Origin of the sequence: Pseudarthrobacter sp. MEB009, assembly GCF_030208875.1 — a bacterium.
In the GTDB taxonomy this organism is placed as follows: domain Bacteria; phylum Actinomycetota; class Actinomycetes; order Actinomycetales; family Micrococcaceae; genus Arthrobacter.
In genome coordinates this window covers 164,972-191,580 of sequence record NZ_JARVTC010000005.1, presented here as the reverse complement: position 1 = coordinate 191,580, position 26,609 = coordinate 164,972, and the positions used below count along the sequence as shown (strand labels likewise).

The window sequence follows — 26,609 nt, the reverse complement described above, 5'->3', positions numbered from 1 at the left end:
GACGTTGTCAGGCAGTTCCAATCACCCTAGGATACTAAGCAAGCTTAGCTTTAGGTGATGTCCGGGCTAAGGCAGCCAACTCCGAGGAGACAGTATCGTGCCAGTTGAAGACAACATCGTCATTCCGGGCGCTCCGTCCACCGAGCCTCCCGCCGTCGAAGAACCCACCGCTCCGCGCGAGCCGTTGCCGCCCAAGCCTGACCAGCAAGGGCCGGAAGCCGTGTCCCCCACGGGAAGCCCCACCGGGGCGCCGGCCACCTCGCGCGCCCAGTCCGGCCAGTACCTGACCACCGCCCAGGGGCTGCGCCTGGGTGACACAGACCATTCACTCAAAGCCGGGCCGCGCGGCCCCATCCTGCTGCAGGACCACCACCTGCGGGAGAAGATCACGCACTTCGACCACGAACGCATCCCGGAACGCGTGGTCCATGCCCGGGGCGCGGGCGCGCACGGCATCTTCCGCTCCTACGGGACGGCCGCGAAGATCACCAGGGCAGGGTTCCTGGCAGCGGATGTCGAGACGCCCGTGTTCGTTCGGTTCTCCACCGTCCTGGGATCCCGGGGCTCCGCAGACGCGGTCCGGGACACCCGCGGGTTCTCCACGAAGTTCTACACCGACGAGGGCACCTACGACCTGGTGGGCAACAACATCCCGGTGTTCTTCATCCAGGACGGCATCAAGTTCCCGGACATCATCCACGCCGGCAAGCCGCACCCCGACCGGGAAATCCCCCAGGCCCAAAGCGCGCACGACACATTCTGGGACTTCGTCTCCCTGCACACCGAGGCGCAGGCCCACACCATGTGGAACATGTCGGACCGGGGACTGCCCCGCTCCTACCGGACCATGGAAGGGTTCGGCGTCCACACGTTCCGGCTGGTCGACGCGGCAGGCAAGACCACCCTGGTGAAGTTTCACTGGAAGCCCAAGCAGGGCGTCCACTCGCTGGTGTGGGAGGAAGCCCAGATCATCAACGGCATGGACCCGGATTTCCACCGCCGTGACCTCGCCGACGCCATCGAAGCGGGCGCCTACCCGGAATGGGAGCTCGGGATCCAAACATTCCCGGACACCGAGGACCAGATGTTCGAAGGGATCGACCTGCTTGACCCCACCAAGTTTGTGCCGGAGGAGCTCGCGCCCGTCCAGCCCATCGGGCTCATGACGCTCAACGCCAATCCCACAAACTACTTTGCCGAAACCGAGCAGGTGGCCTTCCATCCGGGACACCTGGTCCCGGGCATCGACGTAACCAACGATCCGTTGCTGCAGGTCCGCCTGTTCTCCTACCTTGACACCCAGATCTCCCGGCTGGGCGGGCCCAACTTCGCCCAGCTCCCGATCAACCGGCCGCACGCCCCGGTCAACGACATGCTCCGCGACGGGATGCACCAGACAGCGGTCCACGGCGGAACAGCCCCGTACCACCCGAACTCCCTGGACGGCGGCTGCCCGTTCCTGGCGGGCCAGGACGTGGGGGCGTTCGTCGATGTCCCCGAGGAAATTGCGGCGGGCATCAAGGAACGGCGCAATCCCGCGTCCTTCGACGACCACTTCAGCCAGGCCCGGTTGTTCTTCCACAGCCTCACCCCGGTGGAGCAGGACCACGTCATCCAGGCGTACACCTTTGAGCTCGGCAAATGCTACGAAGCGAACATCCGCGAGCGGCAGCTTATGGCCCTGGCCAACATCGACGCCGGCCTCTGCGCCGCCGTGGCCGCCGGGCTGGGGATGCCCGCTCCGGGAGCCACCGTCCAGGTTGCCGATGCGGAGCCGAGCCCAGCCGTGTCACAGGTTGGCGGCTCATGGCCGGTGGCCGGCAGGGTGGTGGGGATCCTCGCCGACGCCGCCAGCGACGTCGCGCAGGTTTCAGCCGCCCGTGAGGCGTTGAACGCCGAAGGGATCGTCCCGCTCGTCATCGCGCCGACGGGCGGTATTCTGGCGGGCGACGACGGCGCCGGCGTCCCGGTCCAACGGACGTACCTGACGGCCCGGTCCACGGAGTTCGACGCCGTCATCGTGGCAGGTGCCGGGAAACCCGCCCCCGATGCGACCCAGGGACGCGACGCCAAAGCCGGCGAGCCGGCCGGCGCCGTCGATCCCCGGGTGGCCCTGCTGCTCTCAGAAGCCTTCCGCCATGCCAAGGCGATCGCGGCGTGGGGCTCCGGAACTGAGGCGCTGGCTGCTGCCGGCGTGAGTGCGGACGGTCCCGGGATCGCAGTGGGGGAGGGTCCGGATGCTGTCATCCCCGCTGTCCTTGACCTGCTGGCCGCCCACCGGGCCTGGGACCGCTTCCCGGCCACGGGGGCGGCCGGCAAGTAGTCACTCCCCCGCTGGCCCTTCTGGACCTCGACACGCAGATTCCCTGCCGCGCCCCAAATACCGGGTGCGACAGGGAATTTGCGTGTCGGGAATGAAACTGCGCGTCGGCGCCCGTTCTCCACATAGCCGCTGCCGGCCCTATCGGAGCGTCCCGGCCTTCCGGCATGGTCGGTCCATGCCTGATCTTCCGCCGCTTCTGCTCAGCCGTGACCGCCTGTCCCACGACCTGACGCCCAACGAACTCGCCAAACGGGTCAAGGCCGGGGCGCTGGTCCGGCTCCGGCATGGCGTCTACACCGAGGGCCCGCGTTGGCGGACACTTGCCCCGTGGGAGCAGTACCGGCTCAGGGTGCAGGCCGCCGCGGAGACGTTCCAGAAGCCAACGGTGTTCGCCCGGCGCTCGGCGGCCAGTGTTTGGGGAATTCCTTTCGTTGGGTACTCGCACCCGGTGGCGGCGCTCACCATGAAGAACGACGGCGGCCGCTCACGTTGCGGGGTCCAGCGCCACTTCACTGCCGGCGCGGGGCTTCAGGTGGTCCAGCGGGAGGGCCTCCTGGTGACCAGCCGCCTCCGCACGGTGCTGGACTTGGCGGCCTTCCTCCCGTTCGCCGAGGCTGTGCCCGCAATGGATCACGTGCTGCGCCCGGACCCGGCCCATTCGCTGCCCGCCCTGACCAAGGCAGAGCTGGAAGACGCTGTTGGCGCAACCTACTCGGCTGCAGCATCCCGGCGCATCCGGGCTGTGCTCGGCTTTGCGGATCCACTGTCGGAATCCGTCGGCGAGTCGCTGAGCCGGGCAGTGATTCATCTGGCCGGGTTTGAGGCGCCGATCCTCCAGCAACGGTTCTCAGACGCCGGTGGCCTGGTGGGTTACGTGGACTTCTGCTGGAAGTGGTCCCGGGTTGTGGGTGAATTCGATGGCGAGACGAAGTACGTCAAGCCGGAGTACCTGCGAGGGAAAACTGTGTCCCAGGTGGTTGTGGCGGAGAAGAACCGGGAAAACCGGATCCGGGCGCTGGGGTTCGACGTGGTCCGCTGGGACTGGGCGGAGCTGAGGCGACCTGGCGCGCTGGAACGGAAGCTGGCCGCGGCAGGGGCGCCCCGCCGTCGGACGCGTTCTGCCGGTTCATGACGCGCAATTCCGTCCACGACGCGCATATTCCCGGGCGCACCCGTTTTATGCGGGTCGCTGGGGAATGTTCGCGTCGAAAACCTCAAGGCGCGGTGCACTCCACCGCGTCCGCCACCACCGCGCGCAGGTCGCCGGTCCGGTGATACACCTCCAGCTGCCGGATCGCCCCCGTACCGTCCGCCAGCAGGGCGTCGGTCAGCTGCTCCACCCGGCGCAGGTCGCCGTTGTCCGCCAACGCGCCGCGGACATGGTTCAGCAGGGAATTGACGACGGCGAGCGCCGGGGCAGGATGGAACGTCTCGGGATCCAGGAGTTCGCCACGCAGTCCCCACCGGCCGGCCTTCCAGTTGGCCAACCGGACCAGCGCAGCCGGCACAGCCATCGGCGGGGTGTCCTGCCGCCATTCCCGGGCGGCGGTATCCACCAGGGCCCGGGCGATGCCTGCCAGCAGCACGGTGTTTTCGGGCAGTAAGCACACATCCGCTACCCGGATCTCCACGGTGGGATAGTGCCGGGACATGCGGGCATCAAAATAGATCATGCCTTCGTCCATGGCCACGCCGGTGCTCACCATGTCGTGGACCAGCTGGTGATATGCCTCGGGTGCACCCAGGATTTCGAGGGGTCCGCCGGTGGGCCACCGGCTCATCACCTGCGACCGGTAACTGGCGTAGCTGGAGTCCTCACCGTGCCAGAAAGGCGAGTTGGCGCTGAGTGCCACGAGTACGGGCAGCCAGCAGCGGATCCGGTCCAGGACTCCCACGGCTTCGGCGGCCGACGCCACGGAAACGTGGATGTGGCAGCCGCAGGTCAGCTGCTCCCTTGCGGTCAGGCCATACTCGTCAGCCAGGGCCGCATAACGCCGGAGCCTGATGGGGTGCGGATCGCAGGGCAGCGGGGAGCTGGCCAGGGCGGCGGCCCTGGCACCCACGGACTGCGCGGCCCCGTCCGCCAATGCCCGGCCAGCCCGGATGTCCGCCTCGAGTGCTGCCATGCCCGCATGCGGAGGCGTGACCACCTCGATCATCTCCTGCTGGAACTCGGCCGTCAGGACCGGGCCGCCGTCGTCGTTATTTCCCACGGTAGCCACCCGGTACCGATCCAGCAGTTCGCCGGACAGGGGCCGTGCCTCGCCGCTCCCGGGATCGACCAGCAGTAATTCCTCCTCGACGCCGAACGTCCGGGGACCGTCACCGCTGCTTCCGGCGTTCCTCATACCTTCCCACTACCCGCAATTGCCCCGCAGTATTCAGCGGCGGAGCAAGTCAAAGCTGCGGGGACGGCCGCCTAAACCCCCCCGTTGCGCTATCACCTATGGTCCCCAAACCCGGGGAATGGGAGCCATAAGTGATAGGGCAACGGGAGGGGCGGGCGGGCGGCGGGTCACACCTGTCACTGCTGACACACGAAAATCACCCGGCCGAAACAACCCGGCAACGTTGCTGCGGCAGGCTGGGCCTTACCGGGATCCAACAGCAGGAGGCACAGCATGGAAGCACAGGCACTGGACACCAGCCAGCTCGGCGTCGGGGATCACATCGAGGCGTGGCACCGGGGGAAACTGTTCCACTCAGGCCGGGTGACCGGCGTCGTCCCTGCCCTTGAACTGTTCTGGATCCTGGACGAACGGACGGGCGCGCGCAAGCTCCTGGATCCCGAGGCCCTGGAGATCCGGCACGTTGGCGCAGCCGCCCAACCGCTGGCACCTGCCTGACTCGCCCAAAAGCAGGGCGTTACGGCCGGCCCTGGTACACGTCCGGGATGCCGTCCTGGTCAGCGTCCACTTTCTCCAGCTCCTCGGCCTGCCGGTAATACCGGTTCCGGGAGGTCAGCACCAGCGTGGCCAGGACCGCCGCGATCAGTGAGGCGGCCAGGATGCCCACCTTGGCGTGGTCGTCGTGCGGGCTGCCCAGCCCGAAGCTCAGCTCCGCCACCAGCAGCGACACCGTAAAGCCGATGCCCGCCAGCAGCGCCACCCCGAAGATGTCGATCCATTTCAGCGAGTCGTCCAGCCGGGCCCGGGTGGCTTTGGTCAGGACCCAGGTGGTGCCCAGGATGCCGATGGGCTTTCCCAGCACCAGGGCCACGATGATGCCGAGCGCCACCGGATCGCTCAGCGCGGAAACAAACCCGGACCAGCCGCCCACGGCCACGCCCGCTGAGAAGAACGCGAACACGGGAACGGCAATGCCCGCCGAGATGGGCCGGAAACGGTGTTCGAAGATTTCCGCCAGGCCGGGACCTGCGCCGGGGCCGCCGCCGGCCTGCGAGCGGATGACCGGAACGGCGAAGCCCAACAGCACCCCGGCCACGGTGGCGTGGATGCCGGACGCGTGGACCAGCGCCCACGTCACGATGCCCAGCGGCAGCAGGATCAGCCACGCCGCGGCGGCCTTGCGGCCGAAGAAATGCCGGTACTTCTGGGCCAGGAATGCGTACAGGCCCAGCGGGATGAGGGCCAGGAGCAGCGGAGTGACCTGGATGTCGGTGGAGTAGAAGAACGCGATGATGCTGATGGCGATGAGGTCATCCACCACGGCCAGGGTGAGCAGGAAGATGCGCAGCGCGCTGGGCAGGTGGGAGCCGATGATGGCCAGCACGGCAACAGCGAAGGCAATATCCGTCGCGGTGGGGATGGCCCAGCCGCGGAGGGTCTCGGGGCTTGTCAGGTTGATCGCGGCGTAAATCAGGGCCGGGACCACCACGCCCCCGGCCGCGGCAGCTACCGGAACGATCGACTTTTTGATCTCCCGCAGGTCCCCGGCCACAAACTCGCGCTTGAGTTCCAGGCCCACCAGGAAAAAGAAGATGGCCAGCAGCCCGTCGGCGGCCCACGCGCCGAGGCTCAGTTCCAAATGCCACGGTTCATAGCCGAACTTCAGGTCCCGGAGCGCAAAGTAGGAGTCCGACGCCGGGGAGTTGGCCCAGATGAGGGCAATCACCGCTGCGGCCACCAACAGGGCGCCGCCCACGGTTTCCTTGCGGAGGATCGCACCGATCCGGAGGGCTTCGGAGTAGCTGCCCCGGGAGAAAACACGGGACTGGGGTGTTTGATTCATGAACTGGTCCTTCGCGGAGGGGTCGACAAAACTATGCCGACCAGACTTCCCGGCGCACCTTCGCTCCATCTTACGGGCCGCCGTCGGGCGCGGGAAAACTGGCAGAAAACCGCGGCAACGGGCAAGTTCCCAGAAAAAAGTAAGGTTGCTCACAATTTTTCCCATCCAACCCGTCCACGGCACCGAAGTACAGATGTCCCTCAACTGGGACGACAACGTCACTTGTATGAGGAGAATGCTTTCCGATGAACAAGACTCTGCGCTTCCTCGCTGTTCCCACCCTCGCCCTCGGTGCGCTGGCACTGTCCGGCTCCCCCGCCATGGCAGCCGACCAGTCCTACCAGTCCACGCTGGGCCAGATCAACGGCAGCTCCGCCTCCGGCACCATCACGGTTGATGTCACGGGCAACCAGGCCCACGCTGTACTGAAGGTTTCCGGCCTCGCCCCCACGTTCATGGATGCGCCGTACCCGCACGTCCAGCACATCCACGGCGGCGCGCAGGGCGTCTGCCCGGCACCGGGCGCTGACGCTGATGGCGACGGCGTCATCTCCACCACCGAAGGTGCACCGAGCTACGGCGGCATTGTCACCACGCTCTCCACCAGCGGCGACACCAGCCCGGCCGCAGGGCTGGACCTGAAGCTCGCAGGCCAGGGCGCCAGCTACACGGTGGACCGGACCTTTGAGCTGAGCCCGGACACCAAGGCTGCCCTTGAAGCCGGTACCGCCGTTGTGGTGGTCCACGGCCTCGATCCCGCCACCCTGAGCGCTGCCGGCCAGGCCGCCAAGTCGGACCTGGTCCCCACCCTGCCGCTGGCCGCCACTTCCCCCGCACTGTGTGGAACGCTGAAGGCCGGCATGGCAATGCCGTCCGGTGGCGTTGACACCGGCGTGGCCCAGGAAACCGGCGGCACCAACGCCGGCGCCCTGGCCCTGGGCGGCGGGCTGGTCCTGATGGCCGCAGCCGGCGGCACCTACATGGTCCGCCGCCGCACCGCCAACGCAGCCGCGTAATCACACTGTGATGCATCCGAAATCCGGTCGCCGCGGGGGCCTTCGGGCCCTGGCGGCGGCCGGGCTTCTGCTCCTCACCGCCGGCTGCGCTGCCGGAACGCCCGACGCCGGCCCCGCACCCACCGCCTCTACCGCACCGTCCGCGACTGCTTCCGCCAGTCCCTCGGCCGCGGTGCCCACGCCACCGGCTCCAGCAGCCCCGGCCGTTCCGGCCACAACGGCAGCCCCTGAACTTCCGGTCCTGGCCAGGTCCGAACCGGTACGGCTTGAGATCCCGTCCATCAGCCTGCGCACGGACCTGCTGAGCCTGGGCCTACGGGAGAACGGCTCGCTGGAGGTTCCCCAGGACACCGGCAACGGTGCCCCCGCCGGCTGGTACAACGGATCGCCGTCGCCCGGCGAGCGCGGACCGGCCATCATGCTGGGCCACGTGAACGCCCTCGGCGGTAACAAGGGCGTCTTCGCGGACCTCCGCCAGCTCACCCCGGGCACCGAGATCAACGCGGTCCGGGCCGATGGCAGCACCGCCACGTTTGTGATGGACCGTGGCGCCGTCTACGGCAAGGACAACTTCCCCACCTTCGAGGTCTACGGCAACACCGCCGGGCCCGAGCTCCGGCTCATCACCTGCGACGGCTACGATCCGGCCACCGGCCTCTTCGACGACAACTACGTGGTCTACGCGAAACTCAAGTGATCCACCCGGGCTGGACTTCCCAGCCTGACAACCGGCCGCACGCCCCCAGGGCAGGCGGCCAGGACGGAAGAGTCATGAAGAAGCACGCTCCCCTGCTGGCGTCCCTGGCACTGTCGTCCCTGCTGCTCTCCGGCTGCGCTGCAGCGGCGGGCGCCCCCGGGCAGGTGACCGGGCCGTCGTCGGACGCTGCTTCCTCCGCAGCCGCCTCCCCCTCCGGAAGCCATGCGGGCGGGCACCACGGCGGCGGAACGTCCTCGCCCCGGCCTGCCGACGGACCCAGCGAGGCCGCCAAGATGGTGTGCGGTGACCAGCCGATGGAGCGGCTCACCACCATCCTCAAGCTGGATACCGACCCGCACACCATCAACAGCTGGGCGGACAGCACCTTCACCTGCATCTACCACCTGGACGAAGGCGCCCTGGAAATCTCGGTGAAGGAAGCAGCGGACCAGACCACGGCCTTGAAGTACTTCGACGCCATGCAGGCCCTGGCCAAGGACGCCAAACCCATCACCGGGCTGGCCAACCTGGGCTTCCCGGCGTACGAAACGGCAGACGGGTCCGCCGTGTTCCAGAAGGACAATTTCGTGCTCCAGGTGGACGCATCGGACCTACCGGCCACCCTGGGGCCGGACGCCATCACCCGCAACGGCCTGGCCTACCAGCTGTCCACCACCATCCTGGCCTGCTGGGTGGAACACCACTCCTGACTCCTCAGGCACAAAAAGTTGTTCCGCCGTCCATCCGGACGGCGGAACAACTTTTTTGCTGTGGTTGCTGGTGCTACTTCGCCAGGAAGTTCACGACGGCGGCATTCCACTCGTCAGCGTGGCTGACGTTGCAGCCGTGCGGGGCATCCTTGATCACGTGCAGTTCGCTGTTGGAAAGTGCTGCGTGGGTGCGGGCACCGGAGCCACGCAGCGGCACGGTGGCGTCGCCGTCGCCGTGCAGGACGAGGACGGGCACGCCCACCTTGGGCAGGTCCTCCCGGAAGTCGGTGCCGGCGAAAGCCGCCATGCAGGCGAGCGCGGCCTTTTTATCCGCCTGAAGGCAGAGCGCCAGGGCTTCCTGGCGCTGCTCCTCGGTGACCTTGAGGACGCCATCGACGGAAAAGAAGTCCTTGGTGAATCCGTCATAGAAGGCATCCTGGTCCTTGGTCAGGTCGGCCGTCATTCCCTCAGCCTGCTCCTTGGTGAGTGGCCCGTCGGGGTTGTCCTCGCCGTGCATCAGGTACGGCGGCACGGCCGAGGCGAAGACTGCGCTGCGGACCCGGTCCGCACCGTATTTGCTGAAGTAGCGGGCCACTTCGCCGCCGCCCATGGAGAAGCCCACCAGGGTGGCATCCTGCAGGTCCAGCTGTTCCACCACCGCGTGCAGGTCCTCCGCGAGGGTGTCGTAGGTGTACCCGGTCATGGGCTTGTCACTCCTGCCGAAACCGCGCCGGTCGTACGTGACCACGCGGTAGCCGGCCGCCTGAAGGGCGGGCACCTGGTCCTTGAACGCTTCGCCTGACAGCGGCCACCCGTGGATCAGGACCACCGGACGGCCGGAGCCGCCGGTGTCGTCAACGTGCAGGTTGGTGTCCTTGAAAAGTCCGTGATGCGCAGTAACTTCGGTCATGGCTTACCTCTCGGTAGGGATGCTCCAGGCCAGGAGGTGGCCCGGATGCCCCTTATTCGTAAGCCTGCTGACTTTTGGATGGGTGGGGGTGGTTCCATGCTGTGCTGGCGCGGCTAAGAGGCCAGCGCCCGGACCGCAGCATCGAGGTAGTCGTGGGCCTGCGGGGCGCCGGCCAGCTGCACCAGCTCGGTGGCCACCACCACCAGCTTGATGTTCCGGTGGCTGCTGTTGCGGGCCAGGACCTTGAAGGCGCTCTCCGCGGAGATCTTCAGCTGGCCCATCAGGATCCCGCAGGCCTGGTCCACCACGCTGCGGGTGGACAGCGCCCCGGCCACCGCGTCCCTGGAGCTCTGCTCCGTTTCCCGCTGCAGGGTGGTGGTCAGATCCACCATGATGCCCTCCATGGCCACCACCTTCCCGGACGCGTCCAAAATGGCGTCGCCGGACGATAGCACCCGCCGGGTCCGGCCCCGAGCATCAATGATCCGGTGGTACATGCAGAAATAGCCGCCGTCCTGCGCCACCTGCGTCACGATGTCCCGGCACTTGGCGCGGTCATCAGGATGTTTGTGGGCGAACAGCAGCGCGACGCTGGGCACCACCTCACCGCGCTGGTAGCCGTGCAGCTGGTACATGCCGTCAGACCAAGTGAACGTCCAACCGGGCAATTCCACCCGGAAGCTACCGGCGACACATTCGGTGTCACCCAGCGCACTTGAATACGTATAAGGACTTACCTGTTTCATCCGGGCCGCCTCCTGGGTCGGCTTCAGCCCGGCAAGCGGGACTGAGTCCGATCGCGTTACCTTCATTATGGTCCTCCTGCTCCCCCGTGGGTAGCTTCGGGGGCCCTTGGTTCTGGAGGGCACGACGGCGGCACCCGCCCGGGTGGGCCGGCGCCGGGCCCCCGCGTGTTAAGTTGAAAAACAAAGACCCCACCGGCTGGAGCGAGAAATTTCCTTGGACACGTCCGACCCCGTACGAATCCTGACCGTCTGCACCGGCAACATCTGCCGGTCGCCGGTGGCCGAACGGCTGCTGCAGACCGGGCTGAACCAGGTGGTGCCGGGCGGCTTCGAAGTGACCAGCGCCGGAACCCGGGCCATGGTGGGCGATCCGATGCAGCCGTTGTCGGCGGACATGGTGCGGACGTACGGCGGCGAACCGGAGGGTTTCACCGCCCGCCAACTGACCCCCGGGATCCTGCGCGGAGTGGACCTGGTGCTCACCATGACCTCCGGGCACCGCGGCGAGGTCCTGCAGCTGGACGCCTCGATGCTCAAACGGACCTTCACCATCCGCGAGTTCGCCCGCATGCTCAACGTGCTGGACGAGCGGACCGCGGCGAAGGTGGCGGCCCCCGCACCCGCTGCCGACGGCAACGCAGCCCTGTGGCGGTCCCTGCCAGCGCGCGCGGCCGGGGTACGGCACCTGTCGCTGCCCGGCGACAGTGCGGAAAACGACATCATCGACCCCTACCGCCGGGCTCCCGAGGTGTACCACCAGATGGAGGACGAGCTGGCGCCGGCCATCATTTCCATCCTGCGGCACGCCCGGCTGAACGCCCCCGCCTAGGACCACTTGCCCTATCACTCCGGGTCGCTAAAACCCCGGTTTAAGGACCATAGGTGATAGCGCAACGGGGTTGGCGGGCTGCTTCCCGGTTCCGGAGGTGACAGTTTGGCCAACTCCATAGCCAAAAGGGCCGTGCCGGGCGGACACTGATCCCACTACTGCACAGCGAAGTGGGGGACGACATGAGCTCAGCCGGCGGCCTGGCCCTGGCCCTGCACCGGCGGCGTTGGATAGCGGCCCTCCTGGCGGTCGCCCTGGCCGTTGTGGCCGTCGTCGCGGCCATCAACCTCACCCGGACCGGCGCGGAAAACCCGCCCGTCACGGCCCAGGACCTGCCGCTGCCCGTCACCGAATCACCCACGGCAACGGCCGACGTCGGCCCCTCCCCCGCGGTGCCCCTGCCGGAGCCCATCCCGGACCTGCCGGCCGCTGCCATGAACGTTTTGGTGATCGGCAGTGACAGCCGCGCCAGCGCTCGGGAGGCGGCCGCGTTCACGGCGGCGACCGGCGAGTCCATCGACCACCGGGCGGACACCATCATGGTGGCCCACATCCCTGCCGACCGGAGGTCCCTGTCCCTCGTGTCCATCAACCGGGACCTCTGGGTGGAGATCCCTGACTACGGCGGGGCCAAGATCAATGCCGCCCTGGAGGTGGGCGGGATCGACCTGACGGCACGGACCGTGGAGTCGCTGCTGGGCATCTCGATCGCGCACACCGTAATGCTGGACTTCCACGGATTCCGGGGCCTGACCGATGGGCTGGGCGGCATCGATGTGCCCGTGGCGCTGCCGTTCCAGTCCACGCACGACACCGGGCACGTCTTCACTCCCGGGATCAACCACCTGGACGGGCAGGCCGCCCTGGAGTTTGCCCGCGAACGCTACGCCTTTGTGGACGGCGACTTCCAGCGGGTCCGCAACCAGCAGGTCCTGGTCCGCGCCATCCTGGCCCGCCTCACTGCCGGCGGAGCGCTGAACGATGTCACGGCGGTCAGGTCCCTGGTGGAGTTTGCAGGCTGCTGCCTGACCGTGGATAAGGGCTTCGACCCATTGCAGGTGGCCGTACTGGCCTACAGCCTGCGGAACCTGGACGTCAATGCGATCGGGACCATGACCCTCCCCACCGCCGGAGACGGATTCGTGGCGGGACAGTCGGTGCTGTTTCCCGATTACGGCGGGGTCGCGGCCGTGGGTGCTGCGCTGCGGGACGGCCGGATCGCGGAACTCACGGCGCCGTAAGGCTCCCCCCGGGAGCCCCCGTTTGATGTCCGGCCTGATGGGTACGGCCACAATAGTGTCCCTGCATCCTGCACGGGCTGTTTGAACGGGGTGAACCTTTATGAACAACGACGACGGGCTGACCGCGGAGGTCCGGCAGGCCGGGGCCGTGGAACTGCTGCTGATCCGGCACGGCGAGAGCGAAGGCAACGTCGCCGCGAGCGCGGCGGACCAGGCGGCGGTGGAGGTCATCGACGTGCCCGCCCGCGACGCGGACGTCAGCCTCTCCGGCACCGGCCGGGACCAGGCGGCGGCGTTGGGCCGGGCGCTGGCCAGCATTCCGTCTGACCGGGTGCCGGACCTTGTGGTGTCCTCGCCGTATGCCCGGGCCCGGCAAACCGCCCGGATCGCCGTGGAAGAAGCCGGGTGGCCGCTGCAACTGCGGACCGATGAACGGCTCCGGGACCGGGAACTGGGCATCCTGGACATGCTGACCCGGTACGGGGTGGAGCAACGCTTCCCGGCGGAAGCCGAACGTCGGCTCTGGCTGGGGAAGCTCTACTACCGGCCGCCTGGCGGGGAATCGTGGGCGGATGTGGCCCTGCGGCTGCGCTCCGTCCTGGCCGAACTGAACACGGCCGGTACCGGACACCGGGTGGTGCTGGTCTGCCACGACGCCGTCATCCTGTTGTTCCGCTATGTCCTGGAGGGCATGTCGGAGGAGGAACTGCTGGACCTTGCCGCCGGCACCTCCGTGTTCAATGCGTCCATCACCCGGTTTGTCAGGCCGGAAGGACATGGACCGTGGACGCTGGAGAGCTTCAATGATGCAAGCCACCTGAGCGAACAGGGCGTATCAGTGACCGAGCATGCAGGAGACGCCAGTGTCCGCCCCCGCTGATTCCGGGCCCACGCTGGTGACCCCCTCCTTGCTGCGGGATTGGCCGCTGCCTGCGCCGGGATCGGACAAGTACTCGCGGGGGTCGGTACTGGTGATCGGCGGCGCGCGCGCAACACCGGGCGCCGCGCTGCTGGCCGGCAGGGCGGCGCTCCGGTCGGGAGCGGGGAAGCTGACGTTGGCAGTGGCTGCCTCCGCGGCGGTCCAGGTGGGGGTGGCCCTGCCCGAATGCGGGACGGTGCCCCTTCCTGAGTCAGCCGGCGGGTCGGTCACGGCGGACGGCGTGGAGCTCCTCGGCGAGGACCTGGACCAGGCCGATGCAGTGCTGATCGGTCCGGGCCTGGACGATCTCGATCTGGCCGGGGAGCTCCTGCGGGCGGTGCTGGCCCGGGAGGGATCCGCTGGTGGGGATCCCTCCGAAGGGGGTCCCGCCGTCGTGCTCGATGCTTTTGCCCTGGGCGCTTTGTCACGGCTGGAGACGGCACCGGATCAGTGGCGCGGGCGGCTGATCCTCACTCCCAACCCGACGGAAGCGGCGATCCTGTTGGGCCGGGACGTTGCTGACCTGCCGGCTGATGTCGCGGAGATTGCCCGCAGGTTCGGCGCTGTGGTGAGCTGCCAGGGGGTAGTCGCCGCCAGCGACGGCGGCCTGTGGGAGATCACCACGGGGTACGGGGGCCTTGGCACCTCCGGCAGCGGGGACGTGCTGGCGGGCTCGATCGCTGGCCTGCGCGCCCGCGGCACCACCGGCGCCCAGGCGGCCTGCTGGGGGACACATTTGCATGCGGCCGCCGCAGACCGCCTGGCCAGCAGGCTGGGCCCGCTGGGATTCCTGGCGGGCGAGCTGGCGGGCGAGCTGCCCGCCCTGATGCTGGAACTCAACACCTGACAGGCGCCCGGCTCCGGGCGTGTCAGCTCCGGGTGGGGTCCGGACGCAAGGGTGCCGGGCCGGGGTCGGGCACCGGCAGGGGTCCCGGCGGGTCCGGGGCGTGGAAGGGATCGGGCGACGGCGGCCCGGGGTAGCCGGGCTGCGTCGGGTCCGGTGTGGTGGGCCCTGGCTCGGGCGGAAACGGCTCGGGTTCGTGCACTGGCGGGATGGTCATGGAGCTTCCCTTCTCACGCTGGGGCGGATATGCCTTGGCTCGAACAGGATACGCCCGGCCCCGGCACCCCTTCCATCCCCCGTTGCCCTATCACCTATGGTCGTCAAACAGGCGGAATGGGAGCCATAAGTGATAGGGCAACGGGGGTGGGGGCCGGGGGTAGGGCAACGGGGGTGGGGGCCGGGGGTGGGGCGGGCGGGGATCACCCGGTAGCGAACGGGCCCCGGTTTGTCGGGGCCGGTGGATATATTGAAGCCATGACCTCCACGCCGCTCCAGGATTCCGCCAGCACCCCTGCACCCGTCAAGGCTTCACCGCCGGTGGCCAGGAAGGTCCCATCGGAGCGGACCCATCATGGGGACACGTTTGTGGACAACTACGAGTGGCTCCGGGACAAGGAATCCGCCGAGGTGGTGGCCCACCTGAAGGCTGAGAACGCCTACCAGGAAGCCGTCACTGCGGACCAGGAACCGCTGCGCGAGGCGATCTTCCAGGAGATCAAGGGCCGCACCCAGGAAACCGACCTCTCCGTCCCGCACCGCAAGGACGGCTGGTGGTATTTCAGCCGCTCCGTGGAGGGCAAGGAATACGGCATCCAGTGCCGCGTCAAGGCCACGGACTCTGCGGACAAGGTGGCTGACTGGACCCCGCCCGCCGTGGCGGCAGGGACGGACATTCCCGGCGAGGAAGTCCTCCTGGATGGCAACGTGGAAGCCGAAGGCCAGCCTTTCTTCTCCGTGGGCGGCTCTGCCGTGACGGTGGACGGCAACCTCTACGCCTACGCCGTGGACAACTCCGGCGACGAACGCTTCACTCTCCGCATCAAGGACCTGCGCACCGGTGAACCGCTTCCGGACGTCATCGAGAACGTGTTTTACGGGGTCTCCTTCTCCCCGGACGGCACCCGCATTTTCTACACCGTGGTGGATGACTCGTGGCGCCCGTACCAGGTGCGCGTGCACGTCCTGGGCACCCCGGTGGAGCAGGACACCGTGGTCTACCAGGAGGACGACGCCGCCATGTGGCTGGGCTTTGAGCTCTCCTCCGACCGGCGTTTCCTGGTCCTGGGCATCGGCTGCTCGGAATACAGCGAGACCCGGCTGCTGCGTTTCGATGATCCGGACCAGCAGCTGCATACCGTCATTTCACGTGATGAGCGGGTGCTCTACGAAGCGGAGCCGTTTGTGCTTGACGGACCGGACGGCGAAAAGTCCGCACGGATCCTCCTGACCCACAACCGGGATGCCATCAACTCGATGGTCTCCATCCTGGACCCGGCCGAGCTCGCCAAGCCGCTGGCGGAGCAGACCTGGCAGACCGTCATCGAACCGTCCGACCACGTCCGCGTCAACGGCGCGGGCCTCACCGCCACGCACCTGGTGGTGTCCATCCGGAAGGACACCATCGAGCGCGTCCAGGTGCTGGGGCTGGCCGGGCTGGGCACGCCGGCCCAGCAGGCACCCGTGGAGCCGGCCTTTGACGAGGAGCTCTACACTGCGGGCGTGGGCGGCGCGGACTACGCGGCGCCCGTGATCCGGCTGGGCTACACGTCCTACTTCACGCCGTCGCGTGTCTACGACTTTGTGCTGCCCACCCCTGAGCTGCCAGCCGGTGAGCTGCTGCTCCGCAAGGAAAGCCCCGTGCTGGGCGGCTACGACGGCAGTGACTACGTGGCAACCCGGGAATGGGCTGACGCCGCTGACGGCACCAGGATCCCGCTGTCGGTCCTGCGGCACAGGACCGTTCCGCGGGACTCGACGGCGGCCGGCCTGGTTTACGGGTACGGCTCCTATGAGATGAGCATGGATCCCGGTTTCGGGATTGCCCGGCTCTCCCTGCTGGACCGCGGCGTGGTGTTTGTGATCGCGCACATCCGCGGCGGCGGCGAGCTGGGCCGGCACTGGTACGAGGACGGCAAGAAGCTCACCAAAAAGAACACCTTCACTGACTTTGTTGACGCCACGGACTGGCTGGCTGGCTCCGGCTGGGTGGACCCGGCCCGGATTGTTGCCCTGGGCGGCTCTGCAGGCGGCCTGCTGATGGGTGCCATCGCCAACATGGCGCCGGAGAAGTACGCCGCAGTGGTGGCCCAGGTGCCGTTTGTGGACGCGCTGACCACCATCCTGGATCCGGAGCTGCCGCTGTCCGCGCTGGAGTGGGAGGAATGGGGCAATCCCATCACCGACCCCGAGGTGTACGCGTACATGAAGTCCTACACCCCATACGAGAACGTGCGTGATGTGGCGTACCCGCGGATCGCTGCTGTGACCTCCTTCAACGACACCCGGGTCCTGTACGTGGAGCCGGCCAAATGGGTGCAGGAACTGCGGAACCACACCACCGGATCCGAACCGGTGGTGATGAAGATCGAAATGGACGGCGGCCACGGCGGCGCGTCCGGCCGGTACGTCCAGTGGCGCGAGCGGGCCTGGGATTACGCCTTCATCGCGGACTCCGTGGGCGCCAAGGAACTGCTGCCGGGGGCCGGACTGAAATAGCCCTGGCCGGTTCCGCGCAGCAGGCGCGGAACCGGGTAGTCCGTGCCGGAAATCCAGGTACCGCGCGCTCTGGCATGCTGCCGGAGCCAGGCCTATGGTTCACAAAACACACAAAATATGTGTGCTGCATTCCGCCGGATGGAGAAGCAGCCGTGAACGGACCGAAAAACCCAGCAAAGCCGCGGACCGCCGGGTTCTGGCACCGCGCCACCGTCATCCTGGCGAGCGCCGCCGTCGTCATGGCGGGCACCGTGGCGCTGCATCCCGTGCTGGCGGAACTGCTGCCGGGCAGCACCGACGCCGCCGAAGCCGCACCGATCCCCGCGGTTGCCGGCGAACTGCACGTCACGGCGGCCGGCGACTATTCAAGCTCCACGGCGGCAGCGGACGTCCTGGCCCGGGTGGGGCAGCTCAAACCGGACCTGCACCTGGCCATGGGCGACCTCTCCTACGGCGCCACCGGGGCGGAGCAGGCCTGGTGCGATTTTGTCACCTCCCGCACCGGGCCGGGCTTCCCGTTCCAGCTGGTCTCCGGCAACCATGAGAGCAACGGCCAGAACGGCAACATCAACGACTTCGCCGCCTGCCTGCCCAACCAGCTGCCCGGCGCCGTGGGGACCTACGCGCGCCAGTACTACGTGGACGTCCCGCAGCAGAACCCGTTGGTGCGCTTTGTGTTCATCTCCCCCGGCATCCCCTTCCCGGACGGCACCTGGGATTACGCGGCCGGCAGCGCCCGGTACAACTGGACAGCTGCGGCCATTGACGGCGCCCGGTCCGCTGCCATCCCGTGGGTGGTGGCATCAATGCACGCCCCCTGCCTGTCCATCGGCCAGTACAGCTGCGTTGCCGGCACCGACATCACCAACCTGCTGCTCAACAGGAAAGTGGACCTGGTCCTGAACGGCCACGAACACCACTACCAGCGCAGCAAGCAGCTCGCCGTTGCCGCCGGCTGTGCCGGGCTGCAGCCCGGCACCTATAACCCGGCCTGCGTCCGGGACACTGACAATTCCCTGGCCAAGGGCGCCGGCGCCATCTTCGCCACGGTGGGGACCGGCGGCGTGGCGCTCCGGGACGTCAACACCGCGGATCCGGAAGCGCCGTACTTCGCGGCCTATTCCGCCCTGAACGCCAGCCCCAGCCACGGGCTGCTGGACCTGAAATTCACGGAATCAACCCTCAGCGCCGGCTTCGTCGCCACCGACGGCGCTTTGTCGGATGCTTTCACCGTCGGGGCCACGGGCACCAACACACCGCCCACGGTTTCCTTCACGCCGTCGTGCACCGGCCTGACCTGCGGGTTCAACGCCGCCGCGGCCAGCGACCCGGACGGGACGATCACCAACTACGCCTGGGACTTCGGTGACGGCAGCAGCGGCACCGGTGTCTCGCCGTCGCACGCCTACGCGGCCGCCGGCACCTACAACGTCACCCTGACGGTCACGGACAACGGCGGCGCCACCGGCACGGCCACCCAGGCCATTACGACGGCGGCCGGCACCGGCCCGTTCGCGCAGGACACGTTCACCAGGACAGTGAGCAACGGGCTGGGCAGCGCGGAAACCGGCGGGGCCTGGACAGTTGCGGGCAGCGCCGGCAACTACTCCGTGGCCAACGGCACGGGACGGCTGCGGATCCCCACGGCCGGGTCGGGCAACACCGTGGCCCTGGGATCGGTCAGTTCGTCCGCCACCAACCTGACTCTGGAGCTCGCCACCGACAAACCCGCTTCGGGCTCCGGGCTGTACCTCTCCGTGGCGGGACGCCGGATTGCCGGCGCCGGCGAATACCGTGCCAAGGCGGGCCTGACCGCCACGGGCGCCGTGAACCTGTCCCTGGTCAGGACCAACGCCGGCGGCACCGAAACCGTGATCCAAACAGGCACCACCATCGTGGGCCTGAACTACGCCGTGGGCGACCGCCTGGCCGTCCGCCTCCAGGTCACCGGGACCGGCACCACCACCGTCCGGGCGAAAGTCTGGGAAGTGGGAACAGCCGAACCGGTCAACTGGCAACGGTCCGCGACGGACACCACGGCGGCGCTGCAGGCACCCGGCGGCATCGGCCTGATGACGTACCTCTCCAGCAGCGCCACCAACGCCCCCGTCACCGTGCTGCTGGACAACGTCACGGCGGGTGCTCCGTAGCCGGCGCCGGTAACATCGGTCCGTGCCCGGGCGTGCGGGTACCCAAACAATGCTAATCATGCTTACTATTGGCTGGCGTCGGGCTGCCCGCTGGGGGCAGGTCAACCCGCGCGGACCGGAGGTTGCCCAAGCATGGAACAAGAATTGCGTCCCCTCACCGACGACGAACTCCTGTCAGAGCAGGCCACCGCCTTGCCGGACAAGGAAGTTGCCTCCGTCCTGGACCTGAACGCCGATCTGGACCTTGGCATCGACGCCGCCGCCCCGATCGATCTGGCCGTCGCGGCGAACGCCAACGTCGCCGCCCCGATCGACGCCGCCGCCTCCGCCAACATCCTTTCCTTCGGCTCCGAATCCCAGGCGCTTGCGGACCAGGGCGTCATGATTGACCAGGGCATCGTGGCGGACGCCGATGCCGGGTCCACGCAGGACAGCGTGATCAACCAGGGCAATGACACGGTCGACGGCGGCACTCCCGAAGACACCGCCGGCGGCGCTTCCGAAGGTGGCAGCGTCCTCCCCGACGGTTCCCTGCCGGACGGCACCCTGCCGGATGTGGGCGCTGTGCCCGCCGATCCCGCAGCCGCATTGGACGGGGACCTGCTGAACGTCAACGTGGATCTGGCCGCAGACGCCGACATTGCGGCCCCCATCAACGGCGCCGTCGCAGCCAACGCCAACGTGGCAGCCCCGATAGACGCTGCTGTGGCTGCCAACATCGGCTCGATCGACAGCGACGCCTTCGCCGTGGCCGACCAGGACGCCCTGATCACCCAGCACATTGAAGGCGAAGCGAACGCCTCCGCTGACCAGCAGTCCAACCTCGAACAGTAAGAACGGATGAGCCTGACCACCGGCGGGCCGCGCCCCGAGGCCGGCCCGCCACTGTCCCCTGCCGAAACTCCCGCCACACAGCGGCGGAATCCTTCCCACGCCGACGGCGTGCAGCTCCTTGGCCAGTCCGAAGGCTCCGGCTACCGCGAAGCGCCGTATCTGGTGCGCCGCGCTGACGGCCAGACCCTGCAGCTGACCCGGCTGCTCTACCTGGTGCTGGCGGCGGCGGACGGAAGCCGGAGCGAGGCCGAAATCGCCCACCACACCAGCCAGGGCTTCGGCAGGCTGGTCAGCGCGGCGAACGTGGGCACCCTGATGCAATCGCAGCTGCTGCCCATGGGCCTGCTCCGGCTGGCGGACGGCTCGGAGCCGGAGGTCAGGAAAGCGGACCCCCTCCTGGGCATGCGTTTCCGTTTTACGGTGACGGACCCGGAACGCACCCGCAGGATCACCGCCCCGTTTGCGGTGCTGTTCAACCCGCTGATCGTGGTGGCCGTGACGGCGGCATTCCTGGCCGCCAGCTGGTGGGTGCTGATGGTGCGGGGGCTGGGCTCCGCCACGCACGAGGCGTTCGCGAACCCGGTCCTGCTGCTGTTGGTTTTTGCTGTCACCATCCTTTCGGCCGGTTTCCACGAATTCGGCCACGCCGCCGCTGCCCGCAGGGGTGGCGCAACACCCGGTGCCATGGGGGCCGGGCTGTACCTGATCTGGCCCGCCTTCTTCACCGACGTCACCGATTCCTACCGGCTGGGCCGGGGCGGCCGGCTCCGCACTGACCTGGGCGGGCTCTACTTCAACGCGATCATCGCCGTCCTCATCACAGGGCTGTGGTGGGCCACGGGCTTCGATGCGCTGCTGCTGGTGGTGGTCACCCAGCTCCTGCAGATGGTCCGGCAACTGCTGCCGCTGGTGCGGTACGACGGGTACCACATCCTGGCGGACGCCACCGGCGTCCCCGACCTGTTCCAGCGCATCAAGCCCACGCTGCTGGGCCTGCTGCCGTGGCATTGGGGGAAACCCGAAAGCCGCGCGCTCAAGCCGTGGGCACGCGCCGTGGTGACGCTCTGGGTGCTCATTACGGTTCCGCTGCTCCTGTTCAGCGTGGCCATGATGGTGCTTTCCCTGCCGCGGCTGCTTGGCACCGCCTGGGCCAGCGCCGCCACGCAGCAGGGCCTGCTCGCCGCCAGCCTCGCCGCCGGGGACCCGGCTGGCGTCGCGGTGCGCGCCCTGGCGATCGCCGCCGTCGTCCTCCCCGTCCTGGGCATGCTGTACATCTTCCTGCGGCTGCTCCGGCAGCTGGTCACCGGCCTGTGGCGCAAAACGGCCGGCCGGGCGCTGCACCGGACGGCAGCCATGGGTGCCATCGTGGCGCTGCTTGCCGGGCTGGCCTGGGCATGGTGGCCCGACGGCGGGACGTACCGGCCCGTGCAGCCGTACGAACGCGGCACCCTCGCCGACGCCGCGGCCACTGTCCTTCCGCAGGGCAGCACCATCCTGCGCGAAGGCACTGCCGGCAGCACCGTGGCGCTGTGGCCCCAGGGTGAGCCCATGCCCACCCGGGACAACCCACGGCTGGGGATGGTGCTGGTTCCGGCCGAAAAGGCGGCGGCAGGGTCCGCGCAGCCCGCCGGCTCCGGGACGGATGCGGCGCCGTCGTGGGTGTTCCCGTTCGACCGGCCCGCCGCGCCCGAAGGCTACGGCAACCAGGCCCTGGCGGTCAACACCACTGACGGTTCGGTCAAGTACAGCGTGGCGTTTGCTCTGGTGTGGGCCGACGACGGCGGGCCCGTGGACACCCGCAACGAGGCCTACGCGTTCGCCGACTGCGCGGACTGCGCGGCCGTGGCCGTCGGCTTCCAGGTGGTGCTGATTGTGGGTGAGGCGGACGTTGTTGTTCCGGAAAACCTGTCCGCGGCAGCCAACTACAACTGCAGGGACTGCCTCACGTACGCCTTGGCAAGCCAGCTGGTCCTGACGCTGGACGGCCCCCTCGGCACGGACAGCCAGGGGCAGCTCGAGGCACTGTGGGCGGAGATCGCCGACTATGGCCGGACCCTCCGCAACCAACCGCTGGCCTCCATCCAGGGCCGGCTTTCGGCCTACAAGGACCGCATCACTGCGATCGTCAAAGCTGATCCCGCTGCGGCCAGGACCGCGCCGCCCACCGGACCCTCCCCGGCCACTTCCCCCGGCCCGGGCGCAACGCCTGCCCCGGGGGCAACGCCCGGCCCGGGCGCAACGCCTGCCCCCAGCCGCCAGCCGGCCACCGGCGCCACAGGCTCCAGTTCCGGCTCCGGTTCCGGCAGCGCACCGGTTCCAGCGGGAACGGCACCGGCCCCGGCGGCCCCGGCAGGGACTGCCCCTACCAGCGCACCGGCGACGCAACCCGCCATAGGGGGCCTGCCGGCGTCGGACGCACCCGTTGAGCCGGCGGCCCCCACGGCGGATACTGGGGGCACGGCACCCGCCGGCGAGCCCCAACCCACCGCACCACCCCGCTAGGAGAGCAGATGTCATTGAGCAAGGGAACGTCCGTGGAATGGAACACGCCGCAGGGCATGACGCACGGGAAAATCGTGGAAAAGAAGACCAGCGACTTCGAACTGGACGGCAACACGCACCGCGCCAGCAAGGACGAGCCGCAGTATGTGGTGGAGTCGGCCAAAACCGGTGCACGCGCCGCGCACAAGGCCTCGGCCCTGAGCGAGAAGAAGTAGCCGTGGCCGCCCGGCACGAGGTCCTGATTATCGGCGGTGGCAACGCCGGGATCTCCCTGGCCGCGCGCCTGCACCGCTACGGCGTCACGGATGTGGCGGTGGTCGAGCCCAAGGACCACCACCTCTACCAGCCGCTCTTCTCCCATATCGCCGGCGGGCGGGCGCAGGCCACGGAAGCCATCCGCAGCCAGCTGTCCGTCACCCCGACGGGCGTCACGTGGATCCACGACGGCGCCGCCGCCATCGACGCCGACGCCAACACCGTGACCCTGGCCTCCGGCGCCGAAGTGGCCTACGGACAGCTGGTGGTGTGCCCGGGCCTGCAATATGACTGGGACGCTGTGCCCGGGCTGGCCGAGGCCGTCCACTCGGCGCACGGCTCGTCGCACTACGAGTTTGAGCTGGCGCCCAAGACCTGGACCCTGCTCAGCGGCATGACCTCCGGGACCGCCGTGTTCACCATGCCGGCCGGGCCCATCAAGTGCGGCGGCGCCAGCCAGAAACCCATGTACCTTGCCTGCGACTACTGGCGCGAACAGGGCGTACTGGACAGCATCCGCGTGGTGATGGTCCAGCCCTACCCCACCGTGTTCGGTGTCCCCGAAATAGACGACGAGCTGGACCGGAAGATTGCCGAATACGGCATCGAACTCCGGACCAACAGCGAGCTGGTGGCAGTGGACGCCGGCTCGCAGGTGGCCACCATCCGGGACACCGGGTCCGGGGCGGAGGAAGCCCTCCGCTACGACGTCCTGAACGCCGTGCCGCCGCAGTCGGCGCCGGACTGGCTCAAGGCCACGGACCTGCCGGCGCCGGGCGAACCGGGCGGCTTCGTCGACGTGGACCGGCAGACCCTGCGGCACCTCCGCTACCCCAATGTCTGGTCGCTGGGCGACGCCGCCGGCACCACCAATTCAAAGTCCGGCGGGGCCCTGCGCAAGCAGACCAAGGTGGTGGCGCAGAACCTCGTCGCCGCCCGGAAGGGCAAGGCGCTGCCGGCCAAGTACGACGGGTACTCCGTCTGCCCCTTTACGGTGTCGCGCTCCACGGTGGTGTTCGCGGAGTTCGATGACCGGTACCGCCCCCGGCCCAGCATCCCCCGCGTCCCCACCTGGAACGAGAGCCGGCTGTCCTGGGTGGTGGACCGGGACATCTTCCCGCAGGTCTACTGGAACCTGATCCTGAAGGGCCGGGCGTGAACGGGTTCCCGCCGTGGGTTAGGTGGCCGCGGGGAGATTGACGACTGCGGCCGTCGCCTCCGCGATGGCCCGCTCCTCATCGGTGGGGACCACCAGGACCGGCAATCCTGACTCCGGCGTGGAAATCACGCGCGGTTCCCTGGTCCGGACACTGTTCAGGCCGGCGTCGAGCTCCACACCCAAGGCACTTAGCCGGTCCGCCACGAGGGCACGGAACTGGTGCGAGTTCTCGCCGATGCCGGCGGTGAACACCAGCGCCTTCGCCCCGCCCACGGCCACGTGGTAGCCGCCGATGTACTTGGCCAGCCGGTAGGACGTGACGGCCAGGGCGGTGGCTGCCCTGGCGTCGCCGGACTCCGCGGCGTCCACCACGGAGCGCATGTCATTGTTGTCGGCCAGCCCCTTCAGGCCGGACTCCCGGTTGAGCAGGGTGTCCAGGTCTTCCGGGGTCCAGCCTGCACGGCCCAGGAACACCAGGATGGAGGGGTCCAGGTCGCCGGACCGGGTGCCCATGACCAGGCCTTCGAGGGGAGTGAAGCCCATGGACGTGTCCACCGAGTGGCCGCCGCGGATGGCCGTGACGGACGCGCCGTTGCCCAGGTGGGCGATCACGCCGTCGAACTCGTCCACGGGCAGGTCCAGCAGCGCGGCCGCCTGCCGGGTGACGTACTCGTGCGAGGTGCCGTGGAACCCGTATCGGCGGATGCCGTGGTTGGTGTAAAGCTCGTCCGGGACGGCGTACCGCCAGGCGTGCTCGGGGAGGGTGCGGTGGAAGGCGGTGTCGAAGACCGCCACCTGCGGCATGTCCGGCCATTTTTTGGCGATGGCCCGGATCCCCAGCACGTTGGCCGGGTTATGCAGGGGCGCCAGCGGGTTGAGCCGCTCGATGGCGCGGGTGATCTCGTTGTCGATCAGCACGGGTTCGGCGAACCGCTCGCCGCCGTGCACCACCCGGTGCCCCACGGCGTCGAGCGTCAGGTCGCCCAGGTCCTGCTGGATGGCGGCGTCCACCTGCTCCAACGCTTCGGCGTGGTCGCGCGGGCCCACGGTTTCGCCGTCCCCGCCGCCGCCGTTGCCCACGCCGATCTTTTCGATCAGGCCCTCCGTCAGGACGCTTCCCGCCGCCACGTCGCGCACCTGGTACTTGAGCGAGGATGAACCGGAGTTGATGACCAGTACGAGCATGAGTGGGGCCTCCTGAGCCGTGCGCCTGCAGTTCCGGTCCCAGCCTATCGGGCGGTCCCTCGCTGCTGCGGATCCTGCGCCGACCCTATCCTCCGGCGATGTCCCGCAGGGTCTGCAGGTGCGCACGCCAGGCGTCCGTGCCGGCTTTGGACAGGCTGGCGGAAGTGCGGGGCAGCTTGCCAACGAAGCTCTTGCGGATCTGCACATACCCGGCCTTCTCCAGGATGGACAGCTGCTTGCTCAGCACCGAGTCGCTGACCTGGATGGCATCGCGGAGGTCCTTGAAATCCATGGTCTCCGCCCCGGCCAGCGCCGCCATGATGGAAAACCTCACCGGCGAGTGGACCAGGTCATCCAGCCGGTGCCGCGGGTGTTCAGGACCAGTGCTCATGAGCGGAGTTCGCGGAGCGCCTGGGACAGGCCAAAGCCTGCAAGCACGACGGCGGCGCTCATGTAGTACGCCAGGTTGCCGTCGCTGAAGCGGACAACGCCCACCACGATGGCGAGCACGTACAGGAAGAAGAAGCCGAACAGGGAGGTCAGGAACCGGCGGGTGAAACCGGTTTTCGCGGACCGTTGGAAGATGGGAATGATGCAGGAGATCACTGCAGCCCAGACACCGATGGACCCGGCCAGCAGCGGGGCTCCGTAGCCTGTAGTGGCCACGATGTGGAAGCCGACCATCAGCAGCGAGCCCAGGATGGCCAGGCTGGTGAATGTGACGGCGGCCGGCCAGCCGGCGGTTCTGGTGGCCGATCTGCCGAGGCTTTCGGCGCGGGCCAGGAGCTCAAGTGCTTCGGCTGAGGTGGGGCTCTGGCTGTCCATGGTGTGCCTTCCGGTGGGTGCCTTGTTGTTGACTCCACCCTAAGAAAGTACTTTCTAATATGTCAAGTACTTTCCGGGGCTCAGCGGGAAAGTTCACATCAAACCACCCGCCGTTGCGAATGGCCGGACCGTGTGCTTATGGTCAACACACACGCTGCACCACGCCCGGGAGGAAATTCCATGCCGAACAGCACCAACCACACCGAAGACAACGACGCCACCAACACGGGGTCCAGCAGCACCGCGCCGCTTGACAGCGGGAAAGAGCAGGACGCCGGCTCCGGCACCAAGGATCCCACCGGCGTCGAAGGCGCCAACCCTGCCCTGGACGACACCGGAAGCGCCAAGGCGGGCCAGACCGGTGACGCGGCAGAGCAGCCGGAAAACCCTGCAGACCTGGACCTGACCCCGCAGGGGCTCTCCGACGAGCCCGCCAAGCAGGAGGACCCGGACAGCCCGGCCAAACCGGACAACAGCTAGTCCCGCAGGAGGCGGCGCCGGCACCTTAGCCAGGTGCCGGCGTCGTCCGTCTCCGCGGATTCCTGCGGCAGCGGCGCC

The 26,609-nt window shown here is 68.4% G+C and carries 25 protein-coding genes; 17 read left to right on the top strand and 8 right to left on the bottom strand.

Features of this window, described 5'->3' with window-relative positions:
* Window positions 1-97 precede the first annotated feature (97 nt).
* Together QRN07_RS04610 and QRN07_RS04605 are read left to right on the top strand one after the other, a co-directional pair.
* Window positions 98-2,323: a catalase gene (locus QRN07_RS04610; protein WP_285240447.1), complete on the top strand. Its 2,226-nt coding sequence runs from the start codon at window positions 98-100 to the stop codon at window positions 2,321-2,323.
* Window positions 2,324-2,498: 175 nt separating this feature from the next.
* Window positions 2,499-3,455 carry a hypothetical protein gene (locus QRN07_RS04605; protein ID WP_285240446.1) on the top strand — a complete coding sequence of 319 codons (957 nt, stop codon included), beginning with the start codon at window positions 2,499-2,501 and terminating at the stop codon, window positions 3,453-3,455.
* A gap of 82 nt (window positions 3,456-3,537) precedes the next feature.
* Here the strand turns inward: QRN07_RS04605 and QRN07_RS04600 are convergent, their stop codons facing one another.
* Window positions 3,538-4,671: a carboxylate-amine ligase gene (locus tag QRN07_RS04600; RefSeq protein ID WP_285240445.1), complete on the bottom strand. Its 1,134-nt coding sequence runs from the start codon at window positions 4,669-4,671 to the stop codon at window positions 3,538-3,540.
* 273 nt (window positions 4,672-4,944) lie between these two features.
* Here QRN07_RS04600 and QRN07_RS04595 point away from each other — a divergent pair, with 273 nt between their 5' ends.
* Window positions 4,945-5,169: a hypothetical protein gene (locus QRN07_RS04595; protein WP_056596631.1), complete on the top strand. Its 225-nt coding sequence runs from the start codon at window positions 4,945-4,947 to the stop codon at window positions 5,167-5,169.
* Window positions 5,170-5,188: 19 nt separating this feature from the next.
* Here the strand turns inward: QRN07_RS04595 and nhaA are convergent, their stop codons facing one another.
* Complete coding sequence (gene nhaA, locus QRN07_RS04590; RefSeq protein ID WP_285240444.1) at window positions 5,189-6,514, bottom strand: Na+/H+ antiporter NhaA; 1,326 nt, start codon at window positions 6,512-6,514, stop codon at window positions 5,189-5,191.
* A 245-nt stretch (window positions 6,515-6,759) separates the two neighbouring features.
* On the opposite strand from nhaA, the gene QRN07_RS04585 reads away from it, so the two are divergent.
* The 3 genes from QRN07_RS04585 to QRN07_RS04575 all read left to right on the top strand — a co-directional run bounded on the left by QRN07_RS04585 (window position 6,760) and on the right by QRN07_RS04575 (window position 8,937).
* Complete coding sequence (locus QRN07_RS04585; RefSeq protein ID WP_285240443.1) at window positions 6,760-7,530, top strand: GVDTG sorting domain-containing protein; 771 nt, start codon at window positions 6,760-6,762, stop codon at window positions 7,528-7,530.
* A 10-nt stretch (window positions 7,531-7,540) separates the two neighbouring features.
* Window positions 7,541-8,227, top strand: coding sequence for a class F sortase (locus tag QRN07_RS04580; protein ID WP_285240442.1), 687 nt, complete (start codon window positions 7,541-7,543; stop codon window positions 8,225-8,227).
* Window positions 8,228-8,301: 74 nt separating this feature from the next.
* On the top strand, window positions 8,302-8,937 hold the full coding sequence (locus tag QRN07_RS04575; RefSeq protein WP_285240441.1) for a hypothetical protein: 636 nt from the start codon (window positions 8,302-8,304) through the stop codon (window positions 8,935-8,937).
* A 73-nt stretch (window positions 8,938-9,010) separates the two neighbouring features.
* Here the strand turns inward: QRN07_RS04575 and QRN07_RS04570 are convergent, their stop codons facing one another.
* Window positions 9,011-9,847, bottom strand: a complete 837-nt coding sequence (locus tag QRN07_RS04570; RefSeq protein ID WP_285240440.1) for an alpha/beta fold hydrolase — start codon at window positions 9,845-9,847, stop codon at window positions 9,011-9,013.
* A gap of 113 nt (window positions 9,848-9,960) precedes the next feature.
* Window positions 9,961-10,593, bottom strand: coding sequence for a PAS and ANTAR domain-containing protein (locus QRN07_RS04565; protein ID WP_285240439.1), 633 nt, complete (start codon window positions 10,591-10,593; stop codon window positions 9,961-9,963).
* A 214-nt stretch (window positions 10,594-10,807) separates the two neighbouring features.
* On the opposite strand from QRN07_RS04565, the gene QRN07_RS04560 reads away from it, so the two are divergent.
* The 4 genes from QRN07_RS04560 (at window position 10,808) to QRN07_RS04545 (ending at window position 14,429) form a co-directional block, all read left to right on the top strand.
* On the top strand, window positions 10,808-11,422 hold the full coding sequence (locus QRN07_RS04560; RefSeq protein WP_285240438.1) for an arsenate reductase/protein-tyrosine-phosphatase family protein: 615 nt from the start codon (window positions 10,808-10,810) through the stop codon (window positions 11,420-11,422).
* A 182-nt stretch (window positions 11,423-11,604) separates the two neighbouring features.
* Entirely contained in the window at window positions 11,605-12,663 is a 1,059-nt protein-coding gene (locus QRN07_RS04555; protein WP_285240437.1) for an LCP family protein, read from the top strand.
* Window positions 12,664-12,763: 100 nt separating this feature from the next.
* Window positions 12,764-13,543 (top strand): histidine phosphatase family protein, encoded by a 780-nt coding sequence (locus QRN07_RS04550; RefSeq protein ID WP_285240436.1) that lies wholly within the window; start codon window positions 12,764-12,766, stop codon window positions 13,541-13,543.
* Window positions 13,512-14,429: an NAD(P)H-hydrate dehydratase gene (locus QRN07_RS04545; RefSeq protein WP_285240435.1), complete on the top strand. Its 918-nt coding sequence runs from the start codon at window positions 13,512-13,514 to the stop codon at window positions 14,427-14,429. The genes QRN07_RS04550 and QRN07_RS04545 overlap by 32 nt, the downstream gene beginning before the upstream one ends.
* 22 nt (window positions 14,430-14,451) lie before the next feature.
* On the opposite strand, the gene QRN07_RS04540 is transcribed toward QRN07_RS04545, so the two are convergent.
* Window positions 14,452-14,643 (bottom strand): hypothetical protein, encoded by a 192-nt coding sequence (locus tag QRN07_RS04540; protein WP_157370881.1) that lies wholly within the window; start codon window positions 14,641-14,643, stop codon window positions 14,452-14,454.
* 257 nt (window positions 14,644-14,900) lie between these two features.
* Between QRN07_RS04540 and QRN07_RS04535 the strand changes: the two genes are divergently transcribed.
* The 6 genes from QRN07_RS04535 (at window position 14,901) to QRN07_RS04510 (ending at window position 24,041) form a co-directional block, all read left to right on the top strand.
* Entirely contained in the window at window positions 14,901-17,141 is a 2,241-nt protein-coding gene (locus QRN07_RS04535) for a S9 family peptidase (protein WP_285240434.1), read from the top strand.
* A 152-nt stretch (window positions 17,142-17,293) separates the two neighbouring features.
* Window positions 17,294-19,291 carry a PKD domain-containing protein gene (locus QRN07_RS04530; protein ID WP_285240433.1) on the top strand — a complete coding sequence of 666 codons (1,998 nt, stop codon included), beginning with the start codon at window positions 17,294-17,296 and terminating at the stop codon, window positions 19,289-19,291.
* Between the two features lie 132 nt (window positions 19,292-19,423).
* The gene (locus QRN07_RS04525; RefSeq protein WP_285240432.1) at window positions 19,424-20,125 is read left to right on the top strand and encodes a peptidoglycan-binding protein; all 702 of its coding nucleotides are present in this window, start codon (window positions 19,424-19,426) and stop codon (window positions 20,123-20,125) included.
* Window positions 20,126-20,131: 6 nt separating this feature from the next.
* The gene (locus QRN07_RS04520) at window positions 20,132-22,627 is read left to right on the top strand and encodes a hypothetical protein (RefSeq protein ID WP_285240431.1); all 2,496 of its coding nucleotides are present in this window, start codon (window positions 20,132-20,134) and stop codon (window positions 22,625-22,627) included.
* Window positions 22,628-22,635: 8 nt separating this feature from the next.
* Window positions 22,636-22,842: a hypervirulence associated TUDOR domain-containing protein gene (locus QRN07_RS04515; RefSeq protein ID WP_056596600.1), complete on the top strand. Its 207-nt coding sequence runs from the start codon at window positions 22,636-22,638 to the stop codon at window positions 22,840-22,842.
* A gap of 2 nt (window positions 22,843-22,844) precedes the next feature.
* A complete protein-coding gene (locus QRN07_RS04510; RefSeq protein WP_056596597.1) occupies window positions 22,845-24,041 on the top strand; it encodes an NAD(P)/FAD-dependent oxidoreductase in 1,197 nt (398 codons plus the stop codon).
* Between the two features lie 18 nt (window positions 24,042-24,059).
* On the opposite strand, the gene QRN07_RS04505 is transcribed toward QRN07_RS04510, so the two are convergent.
* The 3 genes from QRN07_RS04505 to QRN07_RS04495 all read right to left on the bottom strand — a co-directional run bounded on the left by QRN07_RS04505 (window position 24,060) and on the right by QRN07_RS04495 (window position 26,051).
* Window positions 24,060-25,226 (bottom strand): acetate kinase, encoded by a 1,167-nt coding sequence (locus QRN07_RS04505; protein WP_285240430.1) that lies wholly within the window; start codon window positions 25,224-25,226, stop codon window positions 24,060-24,062.
* 85 nt (window positions 25,227-25,311) lie between these two features.
* The gene (locus QRN07_RS04500; protein ID WP_285240429.1) at window positions 25,312-25,617 is read right to left on the bottom strand and encodes a winged helix-turn-helix domain-containing protein; all 306 of its coding nucleotides are present in this window, start codon (window positions 25,615-25,617) and stop codon (window positions 25,312-25,314) included.
* Window positions 25,614-26,051, bottom strand: coding sequence for a hypothetical protein (locus QRN07_RS04495; protein WP_056596589.1), 438 nt, complete (start codon window positions 26,049-26,051; stop codon window positions 25,614-25,616). The genes QRN07_RS04500 and QRN07_RS04495 overlap by 4 nt, the downstream gene beginning before the upstream one ends.
* Window positions 26,052-26,231: 180 nt before the next feature.
* Here QRN07_RS04495 and QRN07_RS04490 point away from each other — a divergent pair, with 180 nt between their 5' ends.
* On the top strand, window positions 26,232-26,531 hold the full coding sequence (locus QRN07_RS04490; protein ID WP_285240428.1) for a hypothetical protein: 300 nt from the start codon (window positions 26,232-26,234) through the stop codon (window positions 26,529-26,531).
* Window positions 26,532-26,609: the final 78 nt, after the last annotated feature.